Genomic DNA, 15,270 nt, shown 5'->3' with positions numbered 1-15,270 from the left:
TCATGTTTTTCACCCGGAGACCTTTTTCATTCAACATGTTCATTACCGGCAACTGTTGATACAACCCAATTGATCAGTGAGGATTAAATTGGGTTGATGTTGCCCACCATCGCATACATATCCGAACTTATGTAAAGGATATGTTGCATAACCATAACCCCTTATAGGGAGTGAAGTATGTTAAAAAGAATCATTCGCCCATTAACTCTGGCTATCTGTGTTACCCTGTTGGCTACCACAGTTTTTGCAGGTGCACCGAAGTATGTTTTCTATTTCATCGGTGACGGTCTTGGCCCCACACAGCGTATGGCTGCTGAACTTTACAATAAAATGGAAACTAACAATCCTGATGCAAAGCTGGTAATGAACACTTTTCCAAACACAGCTTTAGTTACCACTTATTCTGACAACACCCTTATTACTGACTCCGCAGCAGGCGGCACCGCTCTTTCATGTGGCTATAAGACCACTAACGGTTACCTCGCCAAGCTTCCTGACGGAACAAACGTTACGACTCTGGCTGAGGCAGCTAAAGAAAAAGGATTTGCAATCGGTATTGTTACCACAACCAGACTGACACATGCTACTCCAGCAGCATTCTCAGCACATAATACTGACCGTAATGCTGCTGACGCAATTGCTATTGACCAGGCTAACTCGGACTTTGACTTCTTTGCAGGCGGCGGATATCGCTACTTCGTTGCAAAAAACAACAAAAAGGGCCTGAAATCAAAACGTAAAGATGACAAAGATGTAGTCAAAATGTTTGCAGATAAAGGCTATACTCTCTTTGTTGGTGATTCTACCCGTGATGCATTCCGCTCTTACACACCCAAAAAAGGTGATAAAGTCTTTGCTGCACTGGCATACAGCCACATCCCTTACGAAATAGCTCGCCGTAACAGCAACCTTAAAGAAAACAAAATCCCAGCTCTTTCCGAAATGACAGCAAAAGCTGTTGATTCTCTTGCTGCTCAGGATAAACCATTCTTCCTGATGGTTGAAGGCGGTCGCATTGACCATGCTGCTCACGCTCATGACGCTGCATCCACAATTCTGGATACTCTTGCAATGGACGCTGCAGTAAAAGTTGCTTACGATTTCTACAAAAAACATCCAGAAGAAACTCTGATTGTTACCGCAGCCGACCATGAAACAGGTGGTGTAGGCCTTGGTATCTCCATGGACTCCAAAGGTTATTTCCTTAACCTCAAGGCTCTTGAAAAAGTTTCTGTTTCCGCAGAAGACAATCTTAACGGCTTTTACAACAAGCTCGCTAAAAAAGAATCTAACCTTGAAAAACGCCATGCAGCTTTCATTAAATACATTGAAAGTAAATGGGGCCTGACTGACCGCACTGAATCAGAAAACAAAGTTCTGACAGACGCAATGAATGTTCAGGATAAAAACCAGTCACTGCCTAAAGCTGAAAAGGTCAGCTATGGTTACTCTTATACACCTACTATGGTTGCTGTAACCGACCTGGTTTCACAGAGATCACGTGTATTCTGGACCTCCTTTGTTCATACTGGAACCTTTATTCCTGCGTCTGCAATTGGTGTAGGAGCTCAGAACTTCAACGGCTTTATCGATAACACTGATATTCCTACCCGCATTGCTGCAGCAATCGGAGCAAAGCTCTCTACCGATAAGAAAACTGACTCCAAGGCTCTTCTTGGTAAAACTTATGGTCCTCAGGAAAAATACGCTAAAATTCCTTACAATAAATAAACTGACAGGCTGTATAAAAGCAGTTAATAATTTTGTTGGTTTACAAATTCATTATCAGAAGGTCCCCGTTAACTCGGGGGCCTTTTAATATTATGAGGACTCGATGAAACGGTTTATCTCCCCTATCTTTTTTATTCTGATGATCGCAGGCATTATCGGGCTGTTGCAGTATGACCAGTCAATGAATACCGGATCGCCCGATGTACACGAAGTTCGTGCAGTAGCAACCAGCGTGGACAACACTGCTCTTGTCGACATGGGAACAGCCAGAATAGGTGCGCAGCATGTAACAGCTGTACTTATGGAAGGTGAAGCCAAGGGGAAAAATGTAGTAGGAGTAAATCAGCTTACAGGCCAGCTTGAGATGGATGAAGTTTATTATCCAGGAGATATTCTGCTCATGGCAGTACGCATTATTGACGGGATTCCCACTCAGGCACGTACAGTCAATCAGTATCGCCAGGGCTGGGAACTGGGACTGTTTGCGATCTTCGTACTGATCCTTTTAATCTATGCACGGAGCATAGGTTTGAAGGCTCTTTTCAGTTTTATTACAAGCTTTTATATTCTATGGAAATTTTTTATTCCAAGCCTGCTTGCCGGTGGCAATCCTATCTGGCTCAGTGTAATAACCCTTGTCCTTTTAACAGTAGTTATAATAACCTCTGTTGCAGGATTCTCTAAGGTAACATTGATAGCAACACTGGGAACTCTCTGCGGACTTTTTCTAGCCCTTTCCCTGACTCTTATTTTTGGAGAAAAACTTAAACTGGCAGGCATGACTGCTCCATTTGCTACAATGCTGGTCTTTTCAGGGCACTTCAATATAGATCTGCAAGACATCTTTTATGCCTCAGTAATACTAGGAGCATCCGGCGCTGCTATGGATATTGCCATGGATGTAACAGCTTCTATGAATGAAGTTCTGGATAAACGACCTGACATCTCTCGAAACGAACTTATCCGTTCCGGATTTAATGTCGGCCGCATGGTCACAGGAACCATGACTACCACCCTTTTACTGGCTTATTCCGGTGGCTACCTGACCATGGTCATGTTCTTTGTAACTAAAGGAGCAACATTTACACGGATGCTCAACTTTAAACTTGTTGCTGCTGAAATTTTCAGAACTTTAGTTGGCAGCGTAGGACTGGTGCTTGTTGCTCCAATAACGGCTGTGATTGCAGGATTTATACTATGTGGAATTCCAAATCAGACTCAAGAACATAAAAAAACTGATTCCAGTTTATAATAACACCCTTCAGCCATTAACTTAATAAAAACAATTAAAAATAAACCTTAAAATAATTTAGATATTGTCTATTAATGATAGAAAAACAAACGCATCTTTGAAATTATTTCGATAATCCGATGCTGATACGTATGATGAGCAAAAACTCTTTTCATTCCGGCACGAGCTATATTCTTGCGCCCGTTTTCATCTGAAAGCCATTCTGAAACAACAGCTGAGACATCATCTGTTTCATTATAGCATGAAACTTCTTTACCAGGCTCAAAAAGGTCTTCCAGTGCAGAACTATATTCAGTCAGCAGAAAAGAACGACACGCAGGAACATCAGAAACACGTTGATTCAAAGAAAATATAGACTGAAGACTTGTTGCATTAAAATTCAATATAGACTGCCTATAAAAAGCAGGTAACTGTTTCTCATATGAAAGGTGATTCCACCATGTGAAATCCAATTCACTCTTGGACAAAATTCTAGCCCAATATGCATCACCAACGATAACCGGCTCAAATTCCAATAATTCAGATACAATTTTGACACGCCTTAGTCTCGTAGCCTGCAGATTTATAAGACGAAAATACATTTCTCGCTTTTCAAAAGTCATCTGCTCCCAAGCTTTGAAGACCTTACTCCCTGCATTGTCAAGAAGCCCGTGCATGCAGATAGCAGGATCAACTTCTAATAATCTGGCTAAGTTTTTATATTCACATAATAATATGGCCGGAAAACGTCCTGCACGCAAAACATCCGTAATCTTTGCTGTCCACGATGATCCAACAAAGGAAACAGGATATATTGGACCACGGGCAGACTTGTCAGGATAAAAAATCGATGTATCAGTTCCAAGTGGAAGAAATTGAGAATATGGAACATTTCTCTTATTCAAAAAATGGATAGCCTCAGGATCCCAGCTGAAAACGGCAAGTAGAGAATCTGGGTCAACTGCCTTTTTTAAAAATAACTCCTGACGGTCAACAAACCAACTTGCAAACGGAACACCACAACGCTTTAAAAGCGCCAGGACCTGTCCATCCGCATCAAGTCCGGCATGATTGATAGACAAAATAAAATGAGGCCTGAAACCTGCTATTTTCCTAAACATATCTTTAAGAAAAGATGGACTTTGCTGAAAATCTACTGTGACAAAAGATATCCCAAGATTTTTTAAAGACCTAATAAGCTCTGGAACAATGAAGTAATCCTGCGAGATAAGCATTACTCGTGGACTTTGACCTTTTATGCATGGGACTTTGATCATAGAGAATTATTTATCCTGCCAAATATGCAATGTCTACACTAAAAAGAATATGATACTTGAAGAAATTTGATACGTTAAATGTAAATCAGGCAACGGCTGTATATAAATTCATAATTCTTGAAAACAAACAGCTGAGCATGCGGTTTTTGTGCGAGGAGTCGAAGAACTAATAAACGGCTGGAGGTTTTATCTATCGGGCTTACGCCCGCTTGTTTGGTGTAGACCCGATTTATGTAATCCACAGAAAACCAAAAAAAAGATCCAACCTTTAGGCTGGACCTTTTTAATAATCATTCTGGTTGCGGGGGCCGGACTTGAACCAACGACCTTCGGGTTATGAGCCCGACGAGCTACCAACTGCTCCACCCCGCGACACTGTGAGAGCATGTCTACATGCTCTATAATCTGCTGTCAACAACTAATTCGAATATTCAGCAAATTATTTCAAATATTATCGAACCTTCCATGTTTTATTAAAAAGCATTTCTGATCCGTCAGTAAGAAAAAAAGGTTTATATCTGCTTCCAGATTACTTCTGCAATTCTTTCTGAAAATCCGTCATGACCGGATTTATTTTAAGTGGTTGCGGGGGCCGGACTTGAACCAACGACCTTCGGGTTATGAGCCCGACGAGCTACCAACTGCTCCACCCCGCGTCACCGAGATCGCATGTCTACATGGACGGTGTGTGCTTGTCAACACTATACTAAAAAATAAATCAATTTATTGTTAAATAAATTAAATTATACTCAAATATTAAATTTTAAAGAATAAAACAGTTAGAAATATGCTTAAGACATATTTTCAAAATACTGTACCAATACCCTTCTCAAACCAGCCAATAGAGGAATCTCCATATCCCATGACTGCCAATAAAGCGGAACTTCCACCCTTCCCTGAGGCAAAAATTCTATAAGCTTCCCAGTTTCAATATCATCACAGACTTGATACTGCGGAACCATTCCATACGCATGTTCGCGGCGTATGATGTCTGCAAATGGACCATAAGACGGAATATAAAATACAGGATGCACAACTACCTCGCCCGAAAACATTATCTCAAGCATCTTTCCGTGAGTTTCATCCCTGCGATTAAACAAAGCAGCAGGTGCTTTACGAGCTGATTCAAGGTCAAATCCATTTGGAAACCACTTCTTATAAAAACCGGATGTACAAACACATAAGTAATCTATCGTTGCAAGATATTCGCTATGACATCCTTTAAGAGGTTTAGCCCCTGTACTAATGCATCCGACAACATCTCCACGCCGTAATAATTCATGGGTCTGGTTTTCATCATCAACATATATATCCAGCAGGATACGATTTTCACGCAGAAAGTCACCGACTGCATCCAGTAACCATCCTGCCAGACTATCTGCATTCACAGCCAACGGTAAACTTGTAAAATCGTTATCATTACCCAGCCCCAACGAATCGGATAGTTCACCTTCCATCAGGCGCACCTGTTTTAAGTGCTTTATCAATTTTCGGCCAGCCACGGTTGGCTCAGGAGGTGAAGACCGTATGATTAAAACCTGCCCCAATTGCTCCTCAAGATTTTTAATGCGTTGTGAAATTGCAGATTGTGTCAGATTCAATTTGACTGAGGCCTTTTCAAAGCCGCCTTCATCAACCACAGCTGTAAGAGCTTCTAAAAATTTATTATCAAGCATGAATTAATTATTAGCAAAACTTATCACAAATGAAAATATTTAATTTTACTAATACATACAATCTGCATACATTGCAGAAAACACGGATGAAAGGAGGAACTAAATGACTATGTTTACGCCATATATACAAGGTCTGGGAACTGGTGCTGGGCTTATCATCGCCATTGGAGCACAAAATGCTTATGTACTTTCACAGAGTATCAAAAAAAATCACCATCTCACAGTGTGCCTTGTATGTGCTCTCTGCGATGCTGTGTTAATTACACTTGGAGTTATGGGGACAGGCGATCTTGTCGCGAACAATCCCATTCTCATGAAACCCGCAGCATGGGGAGGGGCTGCTTTCCTGACATGGTATGGTTTCGGTTCAATCCGCTCAGCCATTAAAGGAGGAAAGCTCGAAAGTGAAGAAGTGGCAACAACTGAAATTGGCAAAGTGATACTGCTGACGCTGACCATTACTCTGCTTAATCCACATGTTTATTTGGATACAGTTGTTATGCTCGGTTCCATGAGTGGTCAGTATGCAGGGAATGCCAGGTATATTTTCGGACTTGGAGCCATCACAGCATCGTTCTTATGGTTTTACTCCCTTGGTTTAGGTGGACGTGCTCTTGCCCCGATATTTCGTAAACCCAGTACATGGAGAATACTGGACAGTTTAATCGCTATAATAATGTGGACTATTGCTTTCAATATGGCTGGTAAGGCTATAAGTGTTTAAGATAAAACGACCACGCGAAATTTTTTTTGAATTTTAAATTTTAAAAATTACAATTTTTATCAATAAATAATTTTGATACTATCCCTAAAAAAAGACCCCGTTCATTTGAACGGGGTCTCAATAATTCTAATGAATAACAAAGCTACTTTAATAAATCCCGCACTTCATCACTTGAATTTGCTTCCAGTACCTTTTGAGCCAAAGCACGGCAATCATCCATATTCACGGAACGGATAGCCTCTTTCACTTCTGGAATTGCAGGGCCATTCATACTTAATTCATCCAGCCCAAGTCCCAGCAATAATGCAGAAGCCTTACTGTTTCCAGCAAGCTCACCACACATTCCAACCTCAATTCCAGCCTTTTTAGCTGCATCACAGGTCATAGCAACCATACGCAGAACTGCTGGGTTAAGATTATCACACAGTTTAGAAACCGAAGCATTTCCACGATCAGCAGCCATTACATACTGAGTAAGATCATTAGTTCCAATGCTGAAGAAATCACACTTTTGAGCAAGTTTATCAGCAACTGCAACAGCAGCCGGTACTTCAATCATAATCCCGGTTTTTATTTTTTCGGCGATCTTTACGCCTTCACTTACAAGCACTTCACGAGCCTGATTCTGAATTTCCAATACAGATGAAAGCTCATCAACATCAGAAATCATAGGATACATGATCCATATATTTTCTTCACTGGCTGCCCGCAACAATGCACGAAGCTGAGTGCGGAAAAGTTCAGGACGCGCCATACAAAAACGTATACCACGCTCACCGAGAAAAGGATTATCCTCTTCAGGGGTATCCAGATATTTAACCGGTTTGTCACCGCCAATATCGAGAGTCCTTATAATCACAGGATTCCCCTGCATAGCTCTGGCAGCCTCCACATAGGCATCAAACTGCTCATCTTCGGTAGGAGCCTGCGACCTGTCCTGAAAAAGAAACTCGGTACGAAAAAGTCCAACACCCTCTGCTCCGTACTCAAATACACGAGGCGCATCTGCGGGGACTCCGATATTACCCATAACCATTATATCTGTACCATCTAACGTTTTAGCCGGAGCCGCTCCCTTAGCCTTTGCCTCTTCACGCTCAGCAAGCCAGAGAACTCTCTTCTCAGCAATATCGTTAACAACGGATTGTTCAGGCTCAGGCCAGATAACCCCTTCAAAACCATTCAAGGCTATGATTGTACCATTTTGAATCTGCTGGATAGACTTTCCAGCTCCGATAACAGCAGGAATTCCCATTGAACGTGAGAGGATTGCAGCATGGGAAGTAACTCCACCTATTTCTGTGACAACGCCCAGCACCTTTTCAAGATCAAGTCCAGCCACATCAGAAGGAGAAAGATCGTGAGCCACAATAATTGCTCCATTTTCAAGGCAGATACCCTGCTCCTCTTCACCAGCAAGGATACGCAACACACGACCGCCGCAATCCATTACATCAGCCGCTCTTGCCTGCATATATGTATCGTCAAGATTGCGATAATCAGCAGTAATCTTATTCATAACCTCAAACCAGGCATAATCGGCATTAATCTGCTGCTCAGAAACAATCTCTGCAGCCTTGTCCCGCATATCTTTATCGCTGATAATCATCGCATGTACTTCAAAGATTGCAGCATTTGCCTTACCGGACGTCTTTTCAGTTTCACGCTGTAAAATTTTAATATCGGACAGTGCAGTAGAAATGGCTAGGTCAAGTTTCTCCAGCTCTGTCTCTACATCAGAAATATTCTTACGTTCAACTTCAGGAAGAGTGGCCTGATGCACATAAGCTGTACCGACAGCATAACCTCCTGAACCGGGAGCACCAACAATAGTTCCATCTCCCGCCTGAACAACCGGCTTAATATCTTCAACTAATTCCGCAACGTCTTCATCCCGTTCGCCGAAATTATCTTTATGCAGCTTGATCAAAGCATCAAAAGCTTCCTGAGCATCTGCCCCGGACACTGAAATAGTAATAGTGTCTCCATTTTTAACAGAAAGCAGAGCTACCTGATTAATACTCTTAGCAGAGGCAGAATCAGCTCCTTTACGAATAGCCACACTGGACTTAAACTTTCCGGCAGTAGAAACAAGATTCGCAGCAGGACGGGCATGAAGTCCCATTTTATTGATCACCAGCAAATCAGCACTGAGTTCCTCGCCTGTAGGCATATCTTCCTGTACACAATCAGTAGTACTGATGCTCTCTCCGGTAATCGGAGCCAGTTGCTGAATCTTGACGTTAATAGCGGTGGACGCCTCAGCAATTGCTTCCTGTAAGGATGCTCCGACCGAAGCCTGAACAGCAGCAGCCATAGTTCCTTCCACAATTGGTGCAGAGCAAAGCATTACTTTCGCCTTCACCTCATCCGGCAGAAAATCAAGAGCAGTCTCAGCACTCATAAGAGCACTGCCCAAATCCATCATAACCAGCACGCCATCTTCAGCCTGCATTGCAACAGACTCAATAGCCATCATAACCTTCATAGGATCAGTGCCGATGGGATTATCAGGATCGTCTATACCGCCTGTAGCTTCCATGGCAACCTTCCCCTGCGTCATTTGCGCCGCAAGCTCAAGCACACCCTCTGCCAATTTCTCACTATGGGAAACTATCACTATTCCAATCATAATATACTCCGAAAAATCACAATCAGCTAATTCACAAAGATAGGCATAAAGCGACTATACTAGCCATTAATCCAGACATCCTACAGCATTTCAACCCATAACAAACCTAGATATCATTCGTAAAAAAATAATTCAGGTAAAACCAAGATCCTTAAGATCCCCGGCTCCCCGGAGAGATTATGGATTATATCCAAATCTCCCCGGAAATCCGTAGTGGATTAAAGCTAGTTCAGCACTTCTTTCAAAGTTTCAAGCATATAGTATGAAGAAGTTGCACCGGGGTCCTGATGTCCGATAGATCTCTCACCCAGATAACTGGCTCGTCCTTTCTTTGCCTGCAAAGGAATTGTATCAGCCAGAGCTTTCTCTGCTACAGGCAGGGATGCATCTACAATAGATGAAACATCATCACCTTTAGCTACGCACACCTTGATTTCATCAAGGACAGGAGCCCAAAGATCATACATTGTCTTATCCCCCAGATTGGGTCTTCCACGCTGAAGGATACCACCGACTCCAGCCTCAATAAAATTCATAAAATCTTCTGAATTCAGTTCTTCTTTACCACCAAGCAGCATACCGCCTTTCATCCAGAAAGTTCCATAAAGAGGTCCACTGGCACCACCAACGCTGGACATGAGAGTCATTCCTACGGTTTTAAGGATAGTTCCAATATCTTTGTCCTCTACTGTAGGCAGTTTTTCCATAACCTTGCTGAAACCACGATTCATATTGATACCGTGATCAGCATCGCCGATAGCAGCATCTAAGTCAGTAAGGTATTCTTTTTTATCGGCATAAACTTCATTAAGTCTTCCGAGCCAGGAAATAAGCTGGGTTTTATTCATAGGCATTTTTTATCCTCCAAAATACTGACGCCAAATTTCATGGGTCATTGTTGAAATTTATTCATATACTGCAATGAGGAACATAAGCCGAAATTGGCGTCAACCGTCGAAAAAACAGGAACGCAGGCGTAAAAAATATTTTTCCACGCCTGCGCACATTTATAACTATTTAGATCTATTAGCCATTACCATGTCAATCCGGGAGTTTTTACAGGAGCATCCCAGAATTTGAGGATCTCATCATCAGCTTTAAGCAGAGTAATAGAAAAACCCTGCATTTCTAGCGAAGTAATGTACGGACCTACAAGGTTGCGGACAATAGTAATTCCCTTGTCTTTGCATACTTCATCTAATTTTCTGTAAACCGCATACAGCTCAGAAACCGGAGTTCCACCCATGCTGTTTACAAATGCGATAACTTTATCACCTTTTGCAAAAGGCTCATCGACGAGTACTTTTTCTTCCCAATCACTGCCGTCCCATTCACGAACGGTACGAGAGTATGCAGGATCGTCAACAATCTGCTCAGCAGCATACTGAGTCATTTCATCAACGGATTTAATAGGCATGCGGTGAGTTCCGGGCTCGCCGTGAATACCGATACCCATTTCAACTTCATCTTCGCCCAGTTCAAAAGTAGGTTTACCGGCAGCTGGAACGGTGCATGAAGACAGCGCAACACCGAAAGAACGACCATACTGATTAACTTTGCGGCATAAATCTGAGCATTTTTCAAGATTGTACCCTGCTTCTGCAGCAGCGCCGACAATTTTTTCTGCCAGAACCGTCACACCTACACCACGCCTTCCGGCAGTGTAGAGACTGTCTTTAACCGCTACATCATCATCAAGAAGGATATTTTGTACTTTAATACCTTCTGCAGCAATCAGTTCAGATGCTGCTTCGAAATTCATTACGTCGCCAGTGTAGTTCTTTACCAAAAAAAGAACGCCTTCACCGCTGTCTACGGCTTTAGCGCATTCGTACATCTGGTCTGGTGTGGGGGAAGTGAAAACTTCACCAGGGCAGGCACCATCAAGCATACCTTTACCTACAAATCCACCATGCATTGGTTCGTGGCCTGATCCTCCACCGGAAATAATTGCAACTTTGCCTTTAACCGGGGCATCAGATCTGTAGACATAGTAGGGGTCGAACTTGACTGTCAGCTCAGGGTGAGCAATCGCCATACCCTCGAGTTGTTCCTTAACCACATTTTCCACATCATTGATCAGTTTTTTCATCAAACATCACCTCTGGTTCTGGTTAACATTCCGTTGTCCGAAACTAAAACAAAACGATAGTTATGTCGACAAATGAACTTATTATTTTTGAATTCTATCATTATTATTTTTTTCGAGCATGCTAAATATTCGTTTTCGAACATAATTTCTTTCATTTTCATCTCATGCTCAAAAATAACACAAAATATTTTTTTTACATTTTATAACACACTTACTATCTAACGCACTATTTTAGTTAGTTCATTTTATATAATGGATAAAGAGTAAAAATCTATGAATGTTTTGAAATGAGCATAAATGAAGATCGGATGAACAACGGAGTTTTACGACTGTAAAATCTTTCATATTCGAAACGAAATATAATTTTCAGAAATAAATAAGAATGTAGAGATTGCTGTATGAGGCAGGCAAAAGCGACTAGACAAAAAAATAACCCGCTCAAAGAACGGGTTATATTATATCAATGTGGTTGCGGGGGCTGGACTTGAACCAACGACCTTCGGGTTATGAGCCCGACGAGCTACCAACTGCTCCACCCCGCGTCACTGTGAGAGCATGTCTACAGTCCGACCTCTAAGTTGTCAACAGCTATTTACAAATTTATTAAATTTTCTTATCTCATCTCTCGACATGACAAATCAATATGAACTCTCCCTCGTAATCCCTGTTTATAATGAACAGGACAATTTACGAAAACTGATGCAGGAAATTAATTCGGCACTAGAACCGATTAAAATTCCATACGAAGTTATCTTTGTAGACGACGGCAGCACAGATGCAAGCCTCGCCGTACTTAGTGATATTTCAGAAGATTACCCCAAAGCTCGTTATATTTCTTTTGAAGAGAATCGCGGACAGTCAGCAGCATTCTGTGCAGGCTTCGATGAGGCAAAGGCACCGCGTGTTGCCACTATGGATGCGGATCTGCAAAACGATCCGGCAGACCTGCCGGCAATGCTTTCGTTATATAATAAAGGCCATGAGATGGTTATCGGCTGGCGTGAAAAACGCAGGGATGTCTGGATTAAAAGAATTGCATCCAAAATAGCTAATGCAATACGCAACCGTTTAACTCGCGAATCAGTGAAGGACACAGGGTGTTCACTGAAAATTATGGATACAACCATGGTTCGTGAGATTCCACGTTTTAATGGTATGCATCGTTTTCTGCCTACACTCATGAAAATGCAGGGTGCAAGTGTTGCCGAAGTAAAAGTTAATCACCGTCCCCGTCATCAGGGAGAATCCAAATATGGCACTATCGATCGTGCTATAGCGGGTGGATACGATCTGCTTGGTGTTCGCTGGATTCAAAGCCGTCACTTTTCATATAAGATTAAAGAACGCAGTAACGAAAAAGACTTATGACATCCCTGAAAAGTGACTCAAAATTAAGCATAAAAGCTCTTATTAAAGGGTTGACTATGTTAGGGGTGCTGGCCCTTATCGTTTATTTGATCAGGTATGCAGGACTTGCCGATGCCCTTGATACCAAATGGATGGATGAACATGTCCGTTCAAGAGGGCTGACAGGAATTCTGACTTACGTTGGACTGGCAACGTTCTTTTCTGCAATCGGTTTTCCACGTCAGATTATCTGTTTTATGGGAGGCTATGCATACGGTTTTGCCTTTGGAGGATTACTCGGCTCCATTGGTACAGGACTAGGCTGTGCATGTGCCTTTACATATTCCAGACTGGTTGGAAGAACTTTCATCAAAAGAAAATTTGGATCACGCATTCAGAAAGTTGATGATTTCCTTAGGCGCAGTCCTTTCAATATGGCTCTCACAATTCGCTTTTTTCCTATCGGCAGTAATGTTATAACAAATGTACTGGCTGGGGTAACCAGCATTCCAGCCTTGCCGTTTATTTTAGGATCAACGGTAGGATATGTACCCCAGAACGTTGTATTCGCCCTTTTTGGGTCGGGTATTAATGTTTCATCATCAGTCCAGATGGTAATGGCGGTAATTCTCTTTGCCATATCGACTCTGCTTGGATTCAAAATATATCAAAAATATAAGAATCAAGCTGGAGCTGTTATAGAATAAAACCAACTTTTCCAGATTTTTTTATCAAAAGCCAATGCGATTTTTCCCTTAATCACATTGGCTAATTTTATAAGTACAGCAAACACTAAAACCTTATACGGCGACAAATTATATGTCCAAATATGAAATTATAATTTTATCTATTGCTCTTGCAATGGATGCCTTCACAATCGCTGTTGCATGCGGATTGTGCATGCCTCATGTCAGTAAACGCCAAAATTTTAGACTATCATTTCACTTTGGACTTTTTCAGGCAATCATGCCTGTTTTAGGCTGGACTGCCGGACTAACTATAAAATCCATCGTTGTTACATACGCTCCATGGATATCTTTTTTTCTGCTTGCACTTGTAGGTGGGAAAATGATCCAGGAATCTTTTCATATTGATGATTCATGTAAAAATTATAAAGATCCGACTAAAGGAATATCCCTAATATTTCTTTCTGTAGCTACCAGTCTTGATGCTCTGGCTGTAGGACTATCTTTCGCCGTCATGAACTACCCTATAGCAGAACCATGTATTTATATCGGTTTAACTGCTGCAATCTTAACTTCTTTTGGACTATGGCTTGGAAAAAAATTCGCCAGCGCCTCAAAATACAGTCATATTGCTGAAAGAATCGGCGGTTTTGTTCTTATTTTAATAGGACTTAAACTACTGCTTCTATAATTAAAAATTATCAGCAAAAAAATTACTTTTATCTCATAACTATTTTGACAGAGTTCAAGCATCGGTATATTCTGCAACAAAATTTGATCATCTAAACTTTTTACCGGTTTCACAAAGTAACCAAAGGACGGATATTTTTACCAAATGCCCTTATTGCAACCCCCTCCCTATAAACCTAAACTGCCTCTTCAATCCGGTCATATTCAAACAATTTTTCCTCGTATATTCCGCAAAGTAAGCCTTCCTCCGGTTGTAAAAAGAAGAATTGATACACCTGATGGAGACTTTCTGGATATAGATTGGCATTTAGCCAGCAGCTCACGTCTTGCAATAATTGCTCATGGTCTTGAAGGAAACGCCAGACGACCGTATATGCTAGGCATGGCACGCGCACTGGTTCTTGCCGGATGGGATTGCATCACATACAATTTCAGAGGATGCAGTCACGAAATGAATAGAACGCCTGAAATGTATCATAGTGGTGATACACGTGATCTGCATACAGTCCTGCAATATGGTCTTGACCACGGGATATATGAAGATGCAGCCCTTATCGGGTTTAGTATGGGCGGTAATCAGGTCCTTAAATATTTAGGCGAAAATCCTGAAAAAGTACCGGCAAAAGTAAAACGGGCAATAGGTATATCTGTCCCATGTGATCTTTCTGCATCAGCCAAAAGACTATGTCACGGATCCAATTTTATATACAATCACTACTTTTTGCGATCACTCAAAAATAAAATAAAGCTTAAGAATAAACAATTTCCTGACCAATACCCTCTCGCGAAACTATCCTCCATCCGTAATATTATCGACTTCGACAACGCGTACACTGCACCAGTTAATGGATACAAAGACGCTGAAGAATATTATAAACATTCTTCATGCAAGCAGTACTTGGATAAAATTAAAGTCCCTTCTTTAATTATCAACGCTAAAGATGATCCTTTTCTAACTGAATCATGTTTTCCTGTTAAAGAAGCCCAATCCAGCTCTGCCCTTTCTTTGGTTATCCCCAACTATGGTGGACATGTAGGTTTTGCAGACCTGCCAGTAGAAAAACAGCTTTGGTCAGAAGACCGGACAATTCGTTTTTTAAACACATGATCTTACTGAATTGGAATTAAGAAAGCCCGAAAGAATATCTTCCGGGCTTTCTTAATTTTCTTCTAAAAACCAATAT

Annotated in this window: 12 protein-coding genes and 3 tRNA genes; 7 read left to right on the top strand and 8 right to left on the bottom strand. The window is 41.6% G+C overall.

Going from position 1 to position 15,270, the window contains the following annotated elements; genetic code table 11:
- The first annotated feature begins 177 nt into the window (after window positions 1–177).
- Both H589_RS0112580 and H589_RS0112575 read left to right on the top strand, forming a co-directional pair.
- Window positions 178–1,731: an alkaline phosphatase gene (locus tag H589_RS0112580; protein WP_027722344.1), complete on the top strand. Its 1,554-nt coding sequence runs from the start codon at window positions 178–180 to the stop codon at window positions 1,729–1,731.
- Window positions 1,732–1,834: 103 nt separating this feature from the next.
- Window positions 1,835–2,983 (top strand): YibE/F family protein, encoded by a 1,149-nt coding sequence (locus tag H589_RS0112575; protein ID WP_027722343.1) that lies wholly within the window; start codon window positions 1,835–1,837, stop codon window positions 2,981–2,983.
- A 71-nt stretch (window positions 2,984–3,054) separates the two neighbouring features.
- Here the strand turns inward: H589_RS0112575 and H589_RS0112570 are convergent, their stop codons facing one another.
- The 4 genes from H589_RS0112570 to H589_RS0112555 form a co-directional block, all read right to left on the bottom strand.
- A complete protein-coding gene (locus tag H589_RS0112570; protein ID WP_027722342.1) occupies window positions 3,055–4,239 on the bottom strand; it encodes a CgeB family protein in 1,185 nt (394 codons plus the stop codon).
- A 296-nt stretch (window positions 4,240–4,535) separates the two neighbouring features.
- Window positions 4,536–4,611: transfer RNA gene (locus tag H589_RS0112565), tRNA-Met, on the bottom strand.
- 208 nt (window positions 4,612–4,819) lie between these two features.
- Window positions 4,820–4,895 (bottom strand) — tRNA-Met (locus tag H589_RS0112560).
- Between the two features lie 135 nt (window positions 4,896–5,030).
- A complete protein-coding gene (locus H589_RS0112555) occupies window positions 5,031–5,915 on the bottom strand; it encodes a LysR family transcriptional regulator ArgP (protein ID WP_027722341.1) in 885 nt (294 codons plus the stop codon).
- A gap of 103 nt (window positions 5,916–6,018) precedes the next feature.
- Between H589_RS0112555 and H589_RS0112550 the strand changes: the two genes are divergently transcribed.
- Entirely contained in the window at window positions 6,019–6,639 is a 621-nt protein-coding gene (locus H589_RS0112550) for a LysE/ArgO family amino acid transporter (protein ID WP_027722340.1), read from the top strand.
- 142 nt (window positions 6,640–6,781) lie between these two features.
- Here the strand turns inward: H589_RS0112550 and ptsP are convergent, their stop codons facing one another.
- From ptsP to H589_RS0112525, 4 genes are all read right to left on the bottom strand, one after another.
- Window positions 6,782–9,271 (bottom strand): phosphoenolpyruvate--protein phosphotransferase, encoded by a 2,490-nt coding sequence (gene ptsP, locus H589_RS0112545; protein ID WP_027722339.1) that lies wholly within the window; start codon window positions 9,269–9,271, stop codon window positions 6,782–6,784.
- Between the two features lie 224 nt (window positions 9,272–9,495).
- Window positions 9,496–10,125 (bottom strand): dihydroxyacetone kinase subunit DhaL, encoded by a 630-nt coding sequence (gene dhaL, locus H589_RS0112540; RefSeq protein WP_027722338.1) that lies wholly within the window; start codon window positions 10,123–10,125, stop codon window positions 9,496–9,498.
- 179 nt (window positions 10,126–10,304) lie between these two features.
- Window positions 10,305–11,363 (bottom strand): dihydroxyacetone kinase subunit DhaK, encoded by a 1,059-nt coding sequence (gene dhaK, locus H589_RS0112535; RefSeq protein WP_027722337.1) that lies wholly within the window; start codon window positions 11,361–11,363, stop codon window positions 10,305–10,307.
- 466 nt (window positions 11,364–11,829) lie between these two features.
- Window positions 11,830–11,905: transfer RNA gene (locus H589_RS0112525), tRNA-Met, on the bottom strand.
- Window positions 11,906–11,993: 88 nt separating this feature from the next.
- Here H589_RS0112525 and H589_RS0112520 point away from each other — a divergent pair.
- From H589_RS0112520 to H589_RS0112505, 4 genes are all read left to right on the top strand, one after another.
- Entirely contained in the window at window positions 11,994–12,731 is a 738-nt protein-coding gene (locus tag H589_RS0112520; RefSeq protein WP_027722336.1) for a glycosyltransferase family 2 protein, read from the top strand.
- Complete coding sequence (locus H589_RS0112515) at window positions 12,728–13,417, top strand: TVP38/TMEM64 family protein (RefSeq protein WP_027722335.1); 690 nt, start codon at window positions 12,728–12,730, stop codon at window positions 13,415–13,417. Before H589_RS0112520 ends, H589_RS0112515 begins: the two co-directional genes overlap by 4 nt.
- A 112-nt stretch (window positions 13,418–13,529) precedes the next feature.
- Window positions 13,530–14,087 (top strand): manganese efflux pump MntP, encoded by a 558-nt coding sequence (locus tag H589_RS0112510; protein WP_027722334.1) that lies wholly within the window; start codon window positions 13,530–13,532, stop codon window positions 14,085–14,087.
- Between the two features lie 144 nt (window positions 14,088–14,231).
- Window positions 14,232–15,194: a YheT family hydrolase gene (locus tag H589_RS0112505; protein ID WP_027722333.1), complete on the top strand. Its 963-nt coding sequence runs from the start codon at window positions 14,232–14,234 to the stop codon at window positions 15,192–15,194.
- Window positions 15,195–15,270 lie beyond the last annotated feature (76 nt).

It is taken from the genome of Maridesulfovibrio zosterae DSM 11974 (genome assembly GCF_000425265.1).
GTDB classification, from domain to species: domain Bacteria; phylum Desulfobacterota; class Desulfovibrionia; order Desulfovibrionales; family Desulfovibrionaceae; genus Maridesulfovibrio; species Maridesulfovibrio zosterae.
Note: the sequence above shows the minus strand (reverse complement) of the source record. Positions and strands in the feature narration are given on the sequence as shown.

Excerpts from the sequence above, each read along its gene's own strand:
- H589_RS0112580 (WP_027722344.1), top strand. The coding sequence starts at position 178 with ATGTTAAAAAGAATCATTCGCCCATTAACTCTGGCTATCTGTGTTACC.
- H589_RS0112575 (WP_027722343.1), top strand. The coding sequence starts at position 1,835 with ATGAAACGGTTTATCTCCCCTATCTTTTTTATTCTGATGATCGCAGGC.
- H589_RS0112570 (WP_027722342.1), bottom strand. The coding sequence starts at position 4,239 with ATGATCAAAGTCCCATGCATAAAAGGTCAAAGTCCACGAGTAATGCTT.
- H589_RS0112555 (WP_027722341.1), bottom strand. The coding sequence starts at position 5,915 with ATGCTTGATAATAAATTTTTAGAAGCTCTTACAGCTGTGGTTGATGAA.
- H589_RS0112550 (WP_027722340.1), top strand. The coding sequence starts at position 6,019 with ATGACTATGTTTACGCCATATATACAAGGTCTGGGAACTGGTGCTGGG.
- ptsP (WP_027722339.1), bottom strand. The coding sequence starts at position 9,271 with ATGATTGGAATAGTGATAGTTTCCCATAGTGAGAAATTGGCAGAGGGT.
- dhaL (WP_027722338.1), bottom strand. The coding sequence starts at position 10,125 with ATGCCTATGAATAAAACCCAGCTTATTTCCTGGCTCGGAAGACTTAAT.
- dhaK (WP_027722337.1), bottom strand. The coding sequence starts at position 11,363 with ATGAAAAAACTGATCAATGATGTGGAAAATGTGGTTAAGGAACAACTC.
- H589_RS0112520 (WP_027722336.1), top strand. The coding sequence starts at position 11,994 with ATGACAAATCAATATGAACTCTCCCTCGTAATCCCTGTTTATAATGAA.
- H589_RS0112515 (WP_027722335.1), top strand. The coding sequence starts at position 12,728 with ATGACATCCCTGAAAAGTGACTCAAAATTAAGCATAAAAGCTCTTATT.
- H589_RS0112510 (WP_027722334.1), top strand. The coding sequence starts at position 13,530 with ATGTCCAAATATGAAATTATAATTTTATCTATTGCTCTTGCAATGGAT.
- H589_RS0112505 (WP_027722333.1), top strand. The coding sequence starts at position 14,232 with ATGCCCTTATTGCAACCCCCTCCCTATAAACCTAAACTGCCTCTTCAA.